At 50.1% G+C, this 14639-nt stretch carries 20 protein-coding genes; all 20 read left to right on the forward strand.

Annotated elements, in window-relative coordinates; all coding sequences use genetic code 11:
- The first annotated feature begins 8 nt into the window (after nucleotides 1–8).
- The 20 genes from I8751_RS09390 to I8751_RS09480 all read left to right on the forward strand — a co-directional run bounded on the left by I8751_RS09390 (nucleotide 9) and on the right by I8751_RS09480 (nucleotide 14471).
- On the forward strand, nucleotides 9–584 hold the full coding sequence (locus I8751_RS09390; RefSeq protein ID WP_214438903.1) for a TMEM175 family protein: 576 nt from the start codon (nucleotides 9–11) through the stop codon (nucleotides 582–584).
- A gap of 212 nt (nucleotides 585–796) precedes the next feature.
- Nucleotides 797–1483, forward strand: coding sequence for a TetR/AcrR family transcriptional regulator (locus I8751_RS09395; RefSeq protein ID WP_225894058.1), 687 nt, complete (start codon nucleotides 797–799; stop codon nucleotides 1481–1483).
- Nucleotides 1484–1552: 69 nt separating this feature from the next.
- On the forward strand, nucleotides 1553–2512 hold the full coding sequence (locus tag I8751_RS09400) for a CPBP family intramembrane glutamic endopeptidase (RefSeq protein ID WP_214438904.1): 960 nt from the start codon (nucleotides 1553–1555) through the stop codon (nucleotides 2510–2512).
- A 51-nt stretch (nucleotides 2513–2563) separates the two neighbouring features.
- Nucleotides 2564–3298, forward strand: coding sequence for a CPBP family intramembrane glutamic endopeptidase (locus I8751_RS09405; protein ID WP_214438905.1), 735 nt, complete (start codon nucleotides 2564–2566; stop codon nucleotides 3296–3298).
- A 28-nt stretch (nucleotides 3299–3326) separates the two neighbouring features.
- A complete protein-coding gene (locus tag I8751_RS09410) occupies nucleotides 3327–4118 on the forward strand; it encodes a CPBP family intramembrane glutamic endopeptidase (protein WP_214438906.1) in 792 nt (263 codons plus the stop codon).
- A gap of 162 nt (nucleotides 4119–4280) precedes the next feature.
- Nucleotides 4281–5225 (forward strand): zinc-binding dehydrogenase, encoded by a 945-nt coding sequence (locus I8751_RS09415; RefSeq protein WP_214438907.1) that lies wholly within the window; start codon nucleotides 4281–4283, stop codon nucleotides 5223–5225.
- 276 nt (nucleotides 5226–5501) lie between these two features.
- A complete protein-coding gene (locus I8751_RS09420; protein WP_225894059.1) occupies nucleotides 5502–5801 on the forward strand; it encodes a hypothetical protein in 300 nt (99 codons plus the stop codon).
- Between the two features lie 24 nt (nucleotides 5802–5825).
- Nucleotides 5826–6479, forward strand: coding sequence for a GOLPH3/VPS74 family protein (locus I8751_RS09425; protein ID WP_214438908.1), 654 nt, complete (start codon nucleotides 5826–5828; stop codon nucleotides 6477–6479).
- Nucleotides 6480–6717: 238 nt separating this feature from the next.
- A complete protein-coding gene (locus I8751_RS09430) occupies nucleotides 6718–7095 on the forward strand; it encodes a hypothetical protein (protein ID WP_214438909.1) in 378 nt (125 codons plus the stop codon).
- 67 nt (nucleotides 7096–7162) lie between these two features.
- Nucleotides 7163–7366, forward strand: a complete 204-nt coding sequence (locus tag I8751_RS09435) for an SDR family oxidoreductase (RefSeq protein WP_214438910.1) — start codon at nucleotides 7163–7165, stop codon at nucleotides 7364–7366.
- Nucleotides 7367–7466: 100 nt separating this feature from the next.
- Nucleotides 7467–7844: a hypothetical protein gene (locus I8751_RS09440; protein WP_214438911.1), complete on the forward strand. Its 378-nt coding sequence runs from the start codon at nucleotides 7467–7469 to the stop codon at nucleotides 7842–7844.
- Nucleotides 7844–7948 (forward strand): SDR family oxidoreductase, encoded by a 105-nt coding sequence (locus I8751_RS09445; RefSeq protein ID WP_214438912.1) that lies wholly within the window; start codon nucleotides 7844–7846, stop codon nucleotides 7946–7948. Before I8751_RS09440 ends, I8751_RS09445 begins: the two co-directional genes overlap by 1 nt.
- Nucleotides 7949–7980: 32 nt before the next feature.
- Nucleotides 7981–8301 carry an alcohol dehydrogenase catalytic domain-containing protein gene (locus I8751_RS09450; RefSeq protein WP_214438913.1) on the forward strand — a complete coding sequence of 107 codons (321 nt, stop codon included), beginning with the start codon at nucleotides 7981–7983 and terminating at the stop codon, nucleotides 8299–8301.
- Nucleotides 8302–8332: 31 nt separating this feature from the next.
- Entirely contained in the window at nucleotides 8333–8431 is a 99-nt protein-coding gene (locus tag I8751_RS29525; protein ID WP_263973489.1) for a RidA family protein, read from the forward strand.
- Between the two features lie 106 nt (nucleotides 8432–8537).
- Complete coding sequence (locus I8751_RS09455; protein ID WP_214438914.1) at nucleotides 8538–9002, forward strand: peptidoglycan-binding domain-containing protein; 465 nt, start codon at nucleotides 8538–8540, stop codon at nucleotides 9000–9002.
- Between the two features lie 17 nt (nucleotides 9003–9019).
- Nucleotides 9020–9313, forward strand: a complete 294-nt coding sequence (locus I8751_RS09460) for a hypothetical protein (protein WP_214438915.1) — start codon at nucleotides 9020–9022, stop codon at nucleotides 9311–9313.
- Between the two features lie 458 nt (nucleotides 9314–9771).
- On the forward strand, nucleotides 9772–11343 hold the full coding sequence (locus I8751_RS09465; RefSeq protein ID WP_225894060.1) for an alpha/beta hydrolase: 1572 nt from the start codon (nucleotides 9772–9774) through the stop codon (nucleotides 11341–11343).
- Between the two features lie 105 nt (nucleotides 11344–11448).
- Nucleotides 11449–12090: an isochorismate family cysteine hydrolase YcaC gene (ycaC, locus tag I8751_RS09470; RefSeq protein ID WP_214438917.1), complete on the forward strand. Its 642-nt coding sequence runs from the start codon at nucleotides 11449–11451 to the stop codon at nucleotides 12088–12090.
- 146 nt (nucleotides 12091–12236) lie between these two features.
- On the forward strand, nucleotides 12237–13820 hold the full coding sequence (locus tag I8751_RS09475) for an iron uptake porin (protein ID WP_214438918.1): 1584 nt from the start codon (nucleotides 12237–12239) through the stop codon (nucleotides 13818–13820).
- Between the two features lie 69 nt (nucleotides 13821–13889).
- Nucleotides 13890–14471, forward strand: coding sequence for an antibiotic biosynthesis monooxygenase (locus tag I8751_RS09480; protein ID WP_214438919.1), 582 nt, complete (start codon nucleotides 13890–13892; stop codon nucleotides 14469–14471).
- The last annotated feature ends 168 nt before the right edge of the window (nucleotides 14472–14639 follow it).

The following is a 14639-nucleotide window of genomic DNA, read 5'->3' on the forward strand; positions in this document are numbered from 1 at the left end:
ACCCAAAAATGGTTAAAGGTAGGTTAGAAGCATTCAGTGATGGGGTAATTGCTATTATCATCACCATTATGGTACTGGAGTTGAAAATACCTCATGAGTCAGATTTAGCTGCGCTACGTCTGCTGATTCCAACCTTTCTAAGCTATGTGTTGAGTTTCGTGCATATTGGTATCTACTGGAACAATCACCATCACCTGTTTCAAGCAGTCCGACAAGTGAATGGTTCAACTTTGTGGGCAAACCTACATTTGTTGTTCTGGTTATCATTATTTCCCTTTGTCACCGCATGGATGGGTGAAAATCACTTTGCTGCGTTGCCTGTGGCGCTTTATGGTGTGGTTCTATTGCTGGCTGCGATCGCCTACTTCACTCTGACCCGCACACTTATTTTTCACCACGGTCAAGGTTCCACACTTGCGAACGCTCTGGGTCGGGATTTTAAAGGCAAGTTATCGGTATTGATTTATGCAGTTACAATTCCACTTGCTTTTGCAACCCCTTGGCTTGCCTGTGCATTGTACGTTCTGGTTGCAGTCCTGTGGCTCATTCCCGATCGCCGTATTGAGAAGACGTTGAACTCATAAAGTTCCGTGTTCGATGCAACAAAAACCAGCTAACAAACCCTCTGCACTAGAACGAATATAGGTTGTTGGTCACGGACAGAGGTGATCTGCATCCGGTGACCTCATCACCATTTCGCACAGAAGCATCAGTCCGAAGTTCAACAACGCTGTCGGCAAAGCTACCTCTTGCGAGGTATGACATTTAATGCCAAAATGTCATTTAATGACAGGTATTGGAAGAACAGACGGCAATGAGGAGTGATGATGACAGCGACAAGACGAGCGATCGCAAATCAGGGGGGATGAGTAAGCAGCGGCAACAGCGAATACGTCTGGAGATTTCGCGGGAGGCGGCACGATTGTTCTGGGAACAGGGTGTCGCCGCCACGAGCGGTGAGCAAATCGCAAACGCAGTCGGAATCTCGGTGCGTACCCTCTGGCGGTATTTCCGTAATAAGGAAAGCTGTGCTGAACCTGTCTTGGCGCAGGATGTCGAGGAGTTTGTGGCGGTGTTGCGCCGCTGGCCTCGGCAGGTTTCCCTCGAAGATCACCTCGTTGAGTGGGCGACGAACCGACCCAAAGATCCCGAGCAGCGAGCCTATGACGATGCCGTGATCAAGATGACGGTGCTGGGCGAAAAAGAGCCGGATCTACGTGCGGCTTTGCTGATGACTAACGATCGGATCGAGCGTGAACTGGTCGAAATCATCGCAGACCGCCTGCGCCGACCGACGGACGATCTCGAGGTGCGGCTGCACGCGGCGGCGACTACCGCAGTCGTGCGCGTCATCAGTGAAGATGTCTGTGCCGCCCTGATGGCAGGAGCCGATCGCGCCTCTCTCGGCAACCCGATCGAACGCATGGCTGAAGCCGTGCGCGTGGCTACGGGTGGAGTCATCGGTGATCCCGTCGAACCTTAAAAGCAATTGCAACGGCAATGCTCAACCCGATCCAAGTGCTACATACACGCACGGGCAAAGGAGACAAAAATGAGAATCAAAGCAACCAAAGGAAAGCAGGGAATTGGAACGGACGTGAAAGACGCAACTTATGTGGAGGCTGCCCGGTGGGGTAAGTATCGGGGGTGGCGGTATGTTCTGGGACTGGTGATCATCCTCTTTGCGTGGTTGGTTGTCGGTAGTGGTGCCAGCGTACTCGTCGCGTTCGCGCTCGGTGGCCAGGCTGACCCCTCGGTGCTCAGTCCCGTGGAATACTACCTGTTTGTCATGGCGAGTTTCCTGTTCTTCCTCGCGGGAATCCTTATCGCTGTCTCCCTCGTCCACCGCCGCCACCCCCGAACACTCGTCACGGCGCAGGAGCGGATAAACTGGCATCGGGTCGGTCATGGATTCGTGGCGTGGTTCGTGCCGTACTGCCTGATCGGTGGGCTGGGGCAGTATCTGTTTTACCCGGATACCTTCTCCTTTAACTCCGACCTCTTAACCCTCGCACTCTTCGTGCCGCTGGCGCTGGTTCTTACCGCGATTCAGACGACCACTGAGGAGCTTTTCTTTCGCGGATACGTTGTGCAGGGTGCGAGCCTCATCTGGAGCAACCGCGTCTTTCTGGCGATCGTGCCAGCCGTGATATTCACCCTGCCGCACCTCCTTAACCCGGAGGTGTCCGCAGGCGGCTGGCTCACGGTCTTTTCCAACTACTTCTTCGTTCCGGGTCTGGTGTGGACTGTGGTCTCGTTGATTGACGGCACCACCGAACTCGCCATCGGCGTACACTTCGCGAACAACATCGGCGGGGTACTCCTGTTCAACATCACTGGAAGTGCCTTGCCCTCACCCGCTCTGTTCACAATCAGCGAGTATCACGCGACCTACGGAGCACTAGCGGTGCTGGTTGCAGTACCCGTGTTTCTGGCGATCGCCTACAAGGTGTTCAAACGCGACGGGGTATCCAAACTCTTTTCCCAGAGCGATCGGAAGGATCGTCGATGATCTCGTCAGTTCGTACAACCATCAGCAAATGTATCAAAGGACTTCATCATTATGTCTAAAGTTCCTTCTAGCTACCTACGGGAGTCAGGCAAAACCACCGCTTCCTCATCTCGACCCAATAAGGTTTCCCGTCCAGGCTGGCCCGAGATCGTCGTTGGTCTCGTCGTCTATTTAATCGTAGGGTTCGGAGGTGTCTCGCTGTTCAGGAATCTCGGTCTTGACCCTGTAGTCCACGGCCTGATCTCGGTCGCGTGGACGGGTGTCGCCACCCTAATCGCGTTCGCGGTGGCCGCGCGGCTGCGGGTTCGTTCCCTGAGCGCCCTCGGTGTGCGCCGCACCTCCAGACGCTGGCTCCTGATTAGCGTCGGAGTAGGACTGGTCGCTTTCGTGCTCAAGGGTCTGGCGATCATGGCCTGGATCCAGATCACCGGGGACACGGACAATGTCCAGGATGTTTACGCAGAGGGTGGTCGCGGCGGGTTACTGTCTCTGGTTTTGGCCACAGTATTGATCTCCGTCTTCTCACCCCTCGGCGAGGAACTGCTCTATCGCGGCATCGTTACCAACGCGTTGCTGCGCTATGGCTCGTTCGCTGGGGTGGTGGGCAGCACCGTGATCTTCGCCCTCATGCACGGTATTAACATTGTTTTTCCGGCGGCCATTGTGGCTGGTCTCGCCACCGCTGAGGTCTTCCGTCGTAGCGGCTCGATCTGGCCCGGTCTCGTCGTTCACATCGTTTTCAACCTGCCCACAATCCCGATCATGGTGCTCGTTGGCACGGGCTGAAAGGACGGATCATCTGGAGATTAAACCAATGGCAATTTTGAAACAATTTGGGATTTTATTTGTATTGGGCAGTGTGGGAATTGCGATGGTTACGATCACGTCTATTCCTATGGTCGAGCAACAGTTAGCAAAACTGTCTCCAGAAAGACTGGCAGAAGTACCTCCACTGTGGATTTTAATGCTTTTGCAAGGACTACAGCTTACAGTTCTACTGGCAATCAGCATTCTGATCGGAATTGGCTGTGTCTATCGCGTTGGATTACACTCCCATTTGATTGATCATTGGGTGTTTCACACCGCTAAGTCTCCATCTTTTGCTGGTGAGATCAAGTGGAGCTTGGGTGTGGGTGCAGCGGCGGCGATCGTTCTCTTGTTGCTCGATCGGTTGATGCAACCTGTCCTACCTGAAGCGCTACAGGCAGCCAATAATACAGAGCCAACTTGGTTGAATTTGCTCACAGCAATGTTCTATGGCGGCATCACTGAGGAAATTTTGATGCGCTGGGGTTTAATGTCGCTGCTTGTTTGGATCGCGTGGAAAGTCTTCAAACAAGGCATTACGTTGCCCAGTCAAGGGATTTACCAGGGTGCGATCGTTCTAGCCGCGTTGGTATTTGGACTACTACACCTGCCAGCGACTGCTGCGATCGTTCCCCTCACTCCAGTTGTGATTATTCGGGCTTTGTTACTGAATGGGATTGCAGGAATCGCATTTGGCTGGCTCTTTTGGCAATATTCGCTAGAGGCTGCAATGTTAGCTCATATCAGCGTTCATGCTTTTGCCTTTGTTCTTAGTCTAATGCTTGCAAGATTTGTCTAAGTTTTTTTCTAAAGTGATTTCACGATTGCTTCACCCTAAACCGATCCACTAGCTATATCACGGGACAACCCTTAGCGATCGATGGTGGATATACAGCGAGTTGATTGAAACAGTTCTATCTAGAACATGAAACTATAGCCCTCTACACACAAGGATATTGCGATGCGTAGACTCGTGAGTTCACCAGATGCCGTTGGCAACCTCACCTTTCAAGACACTGAAGTTCCTACTCCGAAGGCTAACGAGTGCTTGATTCGCGTCAAGGCATTTTCGATGAATCGGGGCGAACTTAAGCGATCGCAAAATGATCCACTGGGCACTCCAATTGGCTGGGATGTCGTTGGCGTTGTTGAACAAACAGCACAGGACGGTAGTGGCCCACCCACAGGGACAAAAATTGTTGCCCTCTCCATCCGCTCGGAGGGCTGGGCAGAATATGTAGCAATTCCGACTCGCTTTCTGGCTATTATTCCCCAGAGCATATCAGATACCGATGCCGCCACACTGCCCGTCGCGGGGTTAACAGCACTGTATGCAGTGGAAAAGGGATCTCGTTTACCAGGAAGTCGAGTGTTGATCACAGGGGCTACAGGGGGAGTGGGACTCTTCGCCATGCAGCTTGCTCAGATGATGGGAGCTAGCGTCGTTGCCCAAATTCGTCAGCCAGTGCAAAAAGCATTTGTGCGAGATTACGGCGCAGATGAAGTGGTGCTAACCGAAACCGGGCAAGAAGCCAAGCAGTTCGCGCCTTATCGACTGATTGTCGATGGAGTAGGAGGTGAGTTGGTCGGGAAGCTAACTGCGTTTTTGGCTCAAGGAGGCACCTGCGTTTGTTATGGCAGTAGCAGCGGCAACGAGATGAAGCTGTCCCTGGCAGACTTCTATTCCGAGAATGGAGGACAGCGCACGCTTTACGGGTTCACGCTGTACACCGAAGTAGAGCTGGAAAGTGCTAGTTCTGGGCTGGCTCGTCTACTGAGGTTAGTTGAGCAGGGGCGGCTCAAAACGCACATCGATCGAGTAGTTTCGTGGCGTGAAGCAGGCGTAACGTCGGCTGATTTGATCGGGCGCAGATTTTCAGGTAAGGCTGTGCTGCATGTGGACTAATTGTTGTTCATCGGCTGAGTTATGTCAGCCACACAGGAATAGATTATCGCTGAGCTTTATTTGCAAAAAATGAAACGATTTACCTTGTTTACTTTCCTGTATCTCGCGCTGGGAGTTTGTCTGAGTGCGATCGCGCTTGGATACCCAAACCTGCCTTCGGGTCTTCAAACCAGCCTGTCCGTTAGTGCAGTTGATCGTGGAATCACAGTGAATCGATCCACCAACAAATCAAACCGCGATCGCTTCTTTAAGAGATAATTAGCTCTGCAATTTTAGATGGTGAATCAAATGATTAAGTACAAAGATTTTGCGCCTCGGATTACTGAACGGGGACCCTTCGGCGGACCTTCCGAGTATGAATCTTTCTCTGAGGTTGTGAATGCTGTAAATCAGTGGATCGAAAGTACAACGATACAGGTGATCAATGTTGAAACTGTTGTCTTACCCGACCGGATTGAAGGCACAAGTGATGATATCTACGGAGTGACGACCAGTAATGCTTTCCACCCAGTGATGATCAGTCAGGGTCTTGCAATCAATTGCTTTCAATGTGTGCGTGTTTGGTACAGAGAATAAGCTTCCCTCAATCAGGAATTCATCATGCAATATCTTTCACAGGACTTAATCCTTCTTGCACTCAATCCCCAAACTGGGAAAACTCGCTTCTCTTTCTACGCGGCGCTCGAATATGGCTTGGTCGGTTCTTTGTTACTAGACTTAGTACTGCAAGGCAAACTTGAGATCGACAACGACAATCGTGTGATCGGTGCGATCGCAGGCAACACAGGCGATGAATTCTTAGATCGACACCTCAATGAGGTTCTGGCATCGTCTCGACCTCGAACTGCAAGGTTCTGGATTACTCGTTGGAGACGAAGATACAGATGGTTTCAGCCGGTTGTGTTGCAGAACTTAGTCGATTTAGGTGTTTTAGAACGACAAGAGCAACGCATTCTTGGACTGTTCTCAACGCAGCGATATTTTCTAACTGATGAATCCATTCAACGCGAGATTGTCCAGCAAGTTCGTGCAGCCGTGTTAGAAGGCATTGGACTGGATTCTCGGATGACAGCATTGATTAGTTTGATGCAAGCCTCTCACCTGACCGATGCGGTGTTCAGACCTGAAGAACGTCCTGAAGCGCGATCGCGAATTAAAGCGATCGCAGAAGGGGAGTTGGTCGGCAAAGCAGTTTCAAAGGCAATTTTCATCATTCAAGCAACCACGCTTCTGAGTGCAGTCAATGTCCGATGAAATCGTTAGGGGTTGTATAGAACAAACAAATGGTCTTGTTGCGCTTCCGGGCATATCTCCTTACGTTGCTAGCAAACATGCAGTGATGGGGCTGACACGCTGCATGTTTGCTAGGCGGAGCCACCGGCGGCTCTCGACTACGCCAAACAGGGCATTCGGATCAATGCCGTTAATCATAACGTGATTTTACGACTGCTCTACCCTAAACCTATCCACTCAAATACTTAGAGGAGACACCATGAAAGCATTCCTAATTCGTTCCACAACTCTTCTGGCTTTAGCAACTAGCCTGATCGCTCATTTCGCCCTGCCTGCAAAAGCCGATTCTACAGCTAATTTGCTCCTCAACTTGCAATGCCAAGGCGGATACAACGTTAATATCTGGAGAACTAAGCAATCAGGCGAACTCCTTTATCGCTCAACCAGTTCCCATGGAAATTTGAGTTTGGGAACAGGGACAAGCCAAGCAACTGAAGGCGTTCGAGTTTACAAGTTTCAGAATGGTAATTATCAATACTGGGTTTGGGATGGAACGTTAGATAGCCAGCAATCTGGAACACTAGAAGTGTACAAAAACAATGCCATCCAACAGCAATATGCCTGTACAAAACGTTAATTCGAGTCATTGAGGCATCGCTTTTTTAGTCAAAGCTTACTACAACACACCCATCAGGAGGTTTCCAATGAACCGGAAGATTTTAGTAACTGGCGCAACTGGGAGCAACGGTACAGAGATTGTCAAGCGACTCACAGCACAGAACGTGGAAGTCCGCGCAATGGTTCGTAACCATGATCGAGCAAAGGAGATTGCACTCCCGAATGTTGAAGTGATGGAGGGGAACTTTGATCGCCCTGAGACGCTGTTGAAGGCGCTGACTGAAGAGTAATGGAGTTTACCCAGTGATGATCAGTCAGGGCATTACAATCAATTGCTTTCAATGTGTGCGGATGTGGTAGAGAGAATAAGCTTTATCGGAAAGAGAAAAAATGAAACGATTTACCTGGTTTACTTTTCTATATCTTGCGCTGGGAGTTTGCCTGAGTGCGATCGCGCTTGGATACCCAAACCTGCCTTCGGGTCTTCAAACAAGCTTGTTCATTAGTGCAGGAGCGTCCTACATCGCTTGTATTCTCAGCACCTTTCCATTTTGGCGTGAGACAGCGATTCGCTTCTATCGCAGGCGGAATTCAGCGGTAATTCTACCCTGGTTGGTGATTGGATTCTATATTGTTTGGATGCTCTGGGAAGCTCAGAGTCAGAACTGGGCAATGGAAGCCATTTTAGGAGCGTTTTCGCGGCTAATATTTGTCTTAGGGTTTGTAGAAATCATTGTGATTACATGGCAAGTGAATTCTGAACATTAATGTCTGAATTGGATAATATCGAAAGCTACATCACTGGGCAATCCTTAGCGATCGATGGTGGATATTACAGTGAGTTGATTGAAACACTTTTATCTAGAACATGAAACTATAACCCTCTACACACAAGGGTATTGCGATGCGTAGACTCGTGAGTTCACCAGATGCCGTTGGCAACCTCACCTTTCAAGACACTGAAGTTCCTACTCCGAAGGCTAACGAGTGCTTGATTCGCGTCAAGGCATTTTCGATGAATCGGGGCGAACTTAAGCGATCGCAAAATGACCCACTTGGCACTCCAATTGGCTGGGATGTCGTTGGCATTGTTGAACAAACAGCACAGGACGGTAGTGGTCCACCCACAGGGGCAAAAATTGTCGCCCTCTCCATCCGCTCGGAGGGCTGGGCAGAATATGTAGCAATTTCGACTCGCTGTTGGCGGATTTCCCCCGGAGGTTAACGAGGTGATGGTTAGGCTCTATCGCCATTACATGCCTAACCACGCCCCTATTTGGACAGAGGTAGGAGTCGCGGCTCTTGGATTGCCAACGATGCGGATTGAAATCCGCGTTACTGCAATTGTTCCGTGATCACATCAGCGACAGCGATTCTCTACACCGATCGGAGCAAGCAGGTGGAGTAATTACTCCGACACGAATTGATGCTAAGTAGAACCCATTCATCAGGAAGACAATCATGAAACCTCGAACTATTTTTGGATTACTAACGCTTGCTATAGGATTGCTCGGAGGTTCGTTCATTCACCCAGCGATAGCGAAGCGCTGCTGCGAAGCGCAGATCGCACACAGCATTCCTTCACAACAAACATCACCCATTCTGATCGCAACTGCATACACTGATTTAACCTTACCCACCTTGCGCCAAGGCGATCGCGGTGAAAACGTGCGACTGTTGCAGCGCATTCTTCAAGACAATGGCTTTTTAGGAGCCGCAGGTGTGAGGTTAGGCAATCCAAGAGGGGCGCTCGTTGATGGCATCTTTGGTGCGATCACAACGTCTGCGGTACACGATCTCCAGCGACGATACAGAATCCCAGTTACAGGGCGAGTCAATCCAACCACCTGGGAAGTCCTAGATATGCACGAAAACCCCTATCGATCGCCGCTTCCCTGGAAACAACAGAACATTACACAACCATAAGCCACAGAAGATTTCTAATGAACCGAAAGATTCTTTCAACCAAAATCACAACTACAACCACAATCGCAATCACAATTCTGTTCGGCGTACTGCTACTGTTCAATTTTCCATCCCTGGCTCAAGTCAGTTCACAAGTGATTCCCAGAATCGAAGCGATCAAAAGTTCTGAAGGGATTCCACCCAGCTACCGTTTAGTCATTAGCCGATCTCAGGACAATGTTTATGTCTTCTGTCCGACTGACTTCGAGCCACAGTTGAACTATCTGCGAAATGTGAAGGCGATTCAATGTAAGCCGTTTACCAGTCCCTAGAAGTAAACCAGTGAGGGGCAACAGCATAACAACTCACACCACTTTGTTGCTTTGAACAGAGCAGAGATTCAGATGTCAGAGAACAATAAAGCAATTTTAGAAGCGGCAAGACAAGATCATTGAGGAAACGGCGGATATGTGGGCTTTTGCCGCTCATTGGACGGGGCTGGATGTGAAGCCAGCGAAGCGATCGCGTCAAACAAATCAACATACGTCGAACTAATCGAGGAAGCGTAACGCCTCACACCACTCTATTTCCGTCAATGCGTAAGTCCTAACAAACTAATTTACAGTCCGCGCTTTGGTGGGGTCATTGATGACCCCGTTAATACCTGAAGCCATCAACAACTAGCTCGAAGGAATTTATCCCCATGTCTCACATTTCTTCTAACCACAAGCGAGATCGTGGCCTATCCACGCACGGCTCAGAGCCAACCGTTCCCGCTAAGAAGAGAACCATGCTTGCTCACAAGCCCCACATCCGAAGCTCGCTAATGATTGGGGCGGTAATATTGGTTCTTAGTGCCTGCGGCCAGCCCACATTCGGGCACCCGTCAGAGCCAGGAGGAAAGATCCCAGCAAAGCTGAAACGCTTCTACGACCAGAAGCTGACCTTCGGCTCGTGCGAGGGCTACGCCACCACGGATGACGACGCTAAGGCCTTCGCCAACGACACCTTCAAATGCGCCCGGCTTGAGGTGCCGCTCGACTACCAGAACCCCGGCGGGCGAACCGCGCAGATTGCACTGCTGCGCGTTCCGGCGAAGGGCAAGCCGAGCAAACGAATCGGCTCCCTGCTGCTCAACCCAGGCGGCCCCGGCATGTCCGGGATGAGCTACGCGGCCATGGTGGCAGATAAGTCGGCCGACAGTCCGATCGCCAAGCAGTTTGACCTGATCGGGTTCGACCCACGCGGGGTTGCGGCCTCGACACCAGCCCTAGACTGCTTCACCGATGCCGAACGAGAGGCCAACTTGTTGGTCAACCCGATCAACTCCGGGGGCAAGGACTACACCGACCACCAGACCCGTCAGTTGTACCAAAAATGCGCCGAGCGTTCCGGCGGTGAGGACGTGCTGGCTCACGTCGGCACGCGCGATGTCGCCCGCGACATGGACGTACTCCGCGCGGTGCTCGGCGATGACAAGCTCTCCTTTTTTGGCGCCAGCTACGGTACCCGGCTCGGCGCGATCTACGCCGAAACCTTCCCGCAGAACGTGCGGGCCATGGTGCTCGACGGCGCGGTCGACCCCACCACCGGCACCACCGAGCGTCACCTCGTCCTGTTCGCGGGTTTCCAGCGTGCCTTCGACAACATGGCGGCCTTATGTGCTAAAACCCCGACTTGTCCGCTCGGCACCGATCCCAAGCAAGCTACCGCCGCCTTCCAGCAGCTCGTGCGGCCACTGATTGATAAACCGATCATCACCGCAGACGGACGCAAGGTCACTTACACCGCCGCAATTGGGGGCGTGATCACTGGGCTTTATAACGATGTGAGCTGGCCTGCGGTGATTCTAGGCATCACCGAACTCAAGGCCGGAAGCGGTAAAACCCTGCTGTTCTTGAGCGACATCCGCACCCAGCGCAATACCGACGGTAGCTATGGCAATGGCAACGAGTCCCTGGTGGCCATTAACTGCCTCGACGAGGAACGCCACACGCCCGAGCAGGAGAGCGCAATGACGCGCGACATTTTCAAGGTTGCGCCCTTCCTAGACACCGGTCGACCCGTCAACGCCCGCGACCTCTGTGAGCATTGGCGCGTGAAACCCACCCTCGGCTACCCCTATGCCCAGAACATCAAAGGACTCCCTAAAACCTTGGTCGTGTCGGCCACCCGCGATCCGGCTACCCCGCACGAGGGCGGCATCAGCCTTGCCAAGACGCTCGGCGCGAGCCTGCTGACCGTCGAGGGCGAACGGCACGGTGTAGCCCTCATCGGCGGCAATGCGTGTATCAACGACATCGTCGCTGACTACCTCATCGGTCTCAAAATCCCCGCAGACGGCGTTCGCTGCGTCCTTTAGGCGCGTTGGGACACTGAGTCCATCTCGCAACAGCTTACGCCATAAGCTATTTAGAGCATTCTGCAATTCCTCATTCCCAATAACTCAAATTAGGATCAATAACTCATGTCTACATTCAAGTACAACCGGTTAGACAAAAATAATGCTGCGGTGCTGCTGGTCGATCACCAAACTGGACTGTTCTCACTTGTGCGTGATATTGGTGCAGCGGACTTCAAAAATAATGTGTTAGCACTGGCAAGTGCAGCCAAGTTTTTTAACCTGCCTACAGTTTTGACAACTAGCTTTGAGGATGGCCCCAATGGTGTCATCATCCCTGAACTGAAAGAGAAGTTTCCCGATGCTCCCTTTATTCCCCGCCCCGGACAGATCAACGCTTGGGACAACGAGGACTTTGTGAAAGCAGTAGAAGCCACAGGCAAAAAGCAATTAATCATTGCCGGGATTGTCACGGATGTATGTGTTACTTTTTGTGCGCTTTCGGCATTGGAGGCAGGTTATGACGTTTTTGTTGTCACCGATGCCTCTGGAACCTTTGATGAAGCCTGTCGCTATGCAGCTTGGGATCGAATGTCTCGTGCTGGAGTTCAATTGGTCAATTGGTTTAGCGTTGTGGGTGAATTGCACCGTGACTGGCGTAACGATATTGAAGGGCTAGGTAGTCTTTTGGCAGGGTTTATTCCTGACTACAAAAACCTGATGACCAGCTATGCAGCAAACTCAAGTGCTGGATCTCCCAGTAAATAATGAGAAAGTGTCTATTTTAGCTCGTGTGTAACTGAGTTGGTATTGTCATCGCTAGGTTATCAACTTTACTTGAAACATAGCGGTGGCAACTACTTCTTGGTAAAAAATTGCCGAACAATCTGGTGTCTCTAAGGTGGTTGTTCTCAATGAAACTTTTTTCTCAATTAATTCTCTCGTCATCTCTGATCTTTGGAGTATGCCTTACTCAGGAATGCCTTTCTAGGTCTGCTACTGCCGAAGATACGTTGCCCGAGCAAGTCACATCTGTGAATCAGCTTACCGATGTGCAGCCTACAGATTGGGCATTTCAAGCATTACAAGCATTAGTCGATCGCTACGACTGCATTGTTGGTTATCCCGATCAAAAATTTCAAGGCAATGTCTTACGACAAGCCGCTTTGCGTCTACGCTCAATCACTCGCTATGAATTTGCTGTCGGGTTGAATGCTTGTCTCGCTCGGCTCAATCAGCTACTAGAAAGTACGACAGCAGATGTGATTAAGAGAGAAGATTTACAAACTTTGCCAAGACTTCAAAAGGAATTTGCAGCAGAACTCTCAATATTGCGTGGACGGGTAGATTCCTTAGCAACACGCACAGATCAATTCGAGTCTCAGCAATTCTCGACGACGACAAAATTTACTGGAGAAGTAGTTTTTGCGGTGAGTGGTGCATTTGGCGATGATAAAGCTGTACCAGCAGGAGAAACACCTGGCTCCAGGGGTAAGGTCGGTGATAATATCATTTTTAGCGATCGCGTGCGGTTGATATTTAACACCAGTTTTACGGGGCAAGATTTACTGAGAATTCGATTTCAGGCTGGCAATATTCCCAACTTTAGGGAAGCCACAGGAACAAATATGTCTCGCCTAAGTTTTGATGGTGATACAGGCAATCAGTTAATTCTCAATCAACTCTATTATCAATTTCCCATCGGGTCTGCTGTTAAGGTGAGTGCGATCGCTCAAGGTACGTTATTTGATGTGGTCGATACCATTAACCCTCTATTAGGAAGTGATGGCAGAGGTTCTATCTCCGCATTGGGGATTCGCAGCCCTATCTATCGTGAAGAAACAGGTGGGACAGGCATTGGTATCAGTTATAACTTTAACTCAGCCATCAATTTGGCACTGGTTTATCTTGCTAGTGAAACCAACAACCCGACTGCGGGATCTGGATTATTTGATGGTTCTTACTCTGCCTTAGCACAACTGACATTAAAACCTACGAAATCCTTAAGTTTTGGCTTAACCTATGCTCGTTCTTTGAATGCGATCGATATCAGTACAAGTAGTACCATTACCAATGACCCCTTCAATGGAGCCAGTAAAAACATTGTTGGCAATAGCTATAGTCTTGCAGCTTCTTGGCTCGTCAACCCTGCCTTCAGATTAGGGGGCTGGGTAGGATATCTCCAAGCATCGGCACAAGATATCCCCAATGATCCCAGTGCTGAGATTTTTTACTATGCTGTTAATTTTGGATTCCCAGATTTGGGCAAGGAAGGCAATCTATTGGGCTTTGTCTTTGGACAGCCCCCCAAAGTAATCAGCAATGAGTTTGGGGTAGTAGATCGCAACACCTCATTGCATTTTGAAGCCTTATATCGATTGCAAGTAAACGATAATGTTTCAATTAGTCCTGGTGCGATCGTCATTATCAACCCCGATCACAACAGCAATAATGACACCATTTTTGTTGGCACCATTCGGACGACGTTTCAGTTTTAGGGTCTGTAGAGGCAAGGTAAGAGCCGTTTTTCTTTTTTAAAGATCAAATTACCCATAACGTTAGATTCTATGTTGGATAAACCATCGGCGATTAATAGCAGTGAAGAAAATTATTTAGTCACAGCTGTGATCTGTCATGTAGTGAGACCGGGGCGCGAGGAAGGTTACGAAGCATGGTTTCATGGCATTGCGGCAGATGCACGAAAATTCAAGGGGCATCTGGGTGTCAGCACTATTCGACCCCAGGATCACACCCATCCGGAGTACGTGGTCATTCTCAAGTTCGATTGCTACGACAATCTCAAGACCTGGCTAGAATCTGATGTTAGGCGGGAGTGGATTGAGCGATTGCAGCCCTTGATTCAAAAGCCGGAAGCCCTTCAAACACTGACTGGATTGGAAACTTGGTTTATTCTCTCAAACAAGCCGATGAAGTCGCCACCACCCCGCTACAAAATGATGTTAGTGACGTGGTTGGGAGTGTTCTTCACTCTTCCTCAGCTCAATCGTTTGTTAGCACCGTTGTTGTCTGGGTTGCCTGTATTGCTTAGTCAACTGATTAGCACAGGACTCGGTGTCGCCCTACTCACTTATGTGATTATGCCGCGCCTAACACAATTATTTCGCAAATGGCTGTATCCCATTCCCTAAAATGCTGCCTCATGTGTGAGGTAAATTATTTGCAGTAGTAATTAATAGCTGCGATCAACGCATCGAGATTCCAGCAATGCCTGCGGTGGGCGTGCGATTTGTTCATACTAAGTTGCATTCAGAAATAGTATCTAGAAATGGGGCATTGCTTATCTATCTGAACCCTGA

The sequence above is a fragment of the Atlanticothrix silvestris CENA357 genome (genome assembly GCF_016056295.1).
GTDB lineage: Bacteria > Cyanobacteriota > Cyanobacteriia > Cyanobacteriales > Nostocaceae > Atlanticothrix > Atlanticothrix silvestris.

Excerpts from the sequence above, each read along its gene's own strand:
- I8751_RS09430 (WP_214438909.1), top strand. The coding sequence starts at position 6,718 with ATGAAAGCATTCCTAATTCGTTCCACAACTCTTCTGGCTTTAGCAACT.
- I8751_RS09450 (WP_214438913.1), top strand. The coding sequence starts at position 7,981 with ATGCGTAGACTCGTGAGTTCACCAGATGCCGTTGGCAACCTCACCTTT.
- I8751_RS09420 (WP_225894059.1), top strand. The coding sequence starts at position 5,502 with ATGGTGAATCAAATGATTAAGTACAAAGATTTTGCGCCTCGGATTACT.
- I8751_RS09445 (WP_214438912.1), top strand. The coding sequence starts at position 7,844 with ATGTCTGAATTGGATAATATCGAAAGCTACATCACTGGGCAATCCTTA.
- I8751_RS09410 (WP_214438906.1), top strand. The coding sequence starts at position 3,327 with ATGGCAATTTTGAAACAATTTGGGATTTTATTTGTATTGGGCAGTGTG.
- I8751_RS09460 (WP_214438915.1), top strand. The coding sequence starts at position 9,020 with ATGAACCGAAAGATTCTTTCAACCAAAATCACAACTACAACCACAATC.
- ycaC (WP_214438917.1), top strand. The coding sequence starts at position 11,449 with ATGTCTACATTCAAGTACAACCGGTTAGACAAAAATAATGCTGCGGTG.
- I8751_RS09400 (WP_214438904.1), top strand. The coding sequence starts at position 1,553 with ATGAGAATCAAAGCAACCAAAGGAAAGCAGGGAATTGGAACGGACGTG.
- I8751_RS09435 (WP_214438910.1), top strand. The coding sequence starts at position 7,163 with ATGAACCGGAAGATTTTAGTAACTGGCGCAACTGGGAGCAACGGTACA.
- I8751_RS29525 (WP_263973489.1), top strand. The coding sequence starts at position 8,333 with ATGCCTAACCACGCCCCTATTTGGACAGAGGTAGGAGTCGCGGCTCTT.
- I8751_RS09465 (WP_225894060.1), top strand. The coding sequence starts at position 9,772 with ATGCTTGCTCACAAGCCCCACATCCGAAGCTCGCTAATGATTGGGGCG.
- I8751_RS09405 (WP_214438905.1), top strand. The coding sequence starts at position 2,564 with ATGTCTAAAGTTCCTTCTAGCTACCTACGGGAGTCAGGCAAAACCACC.
- I8751_RS09455 (WP_214438914.1), top strand. The coding sequence starts at position 8,538 with ATGAAACCTCGAACTATTTTTGGATTACTAACGCTTGCTATAGGATTG.
- I8751_RS09480 (WP_214438919.1), top strand. The coding sequence starts at position 13,890 with ATGTTGGATAAACCATCGGCGATTAATAGCAGTGAAGAAAATTATTTA.
- I8751_RS09390 (WP_214438903.1), top strand. The coding sequence starts at position 9 with ATGGTTAAAGGTAGGTTAGAAGCATTCAGTGATGGGGTAATTGCTATT.
- I8751_RS09415 (WP_214438907.1), top strand. The coding sequence starts at position 4,281 with ATGCGTAGACTCGTGAGTTCACCAGATGCCGTTGGCAACCTCACCTTT.
- I8751_RS09440 (WP_214438911.1), top strand. The coding sequence starts at position 7,467 with ATGAAACGATTTACCTGGTTTACTTTTCTATATCTTGCGCTGGGAGTT.
- I8751_RS09475 (WP_214438918.1), top strand. The coding sequence starts at position 12,237 with ATGAAACTTTTTTCTCAATTAATTCTCTCGTCATCTCTGATCTTTGGA.
- I8751_RS09425 (WP_214438908.1), top strand. The coding sequence starts at position 5,826 with ATGCAATATCTTTCACAGGACTTAATCCTTCTTGCACTCAATCCCCAA.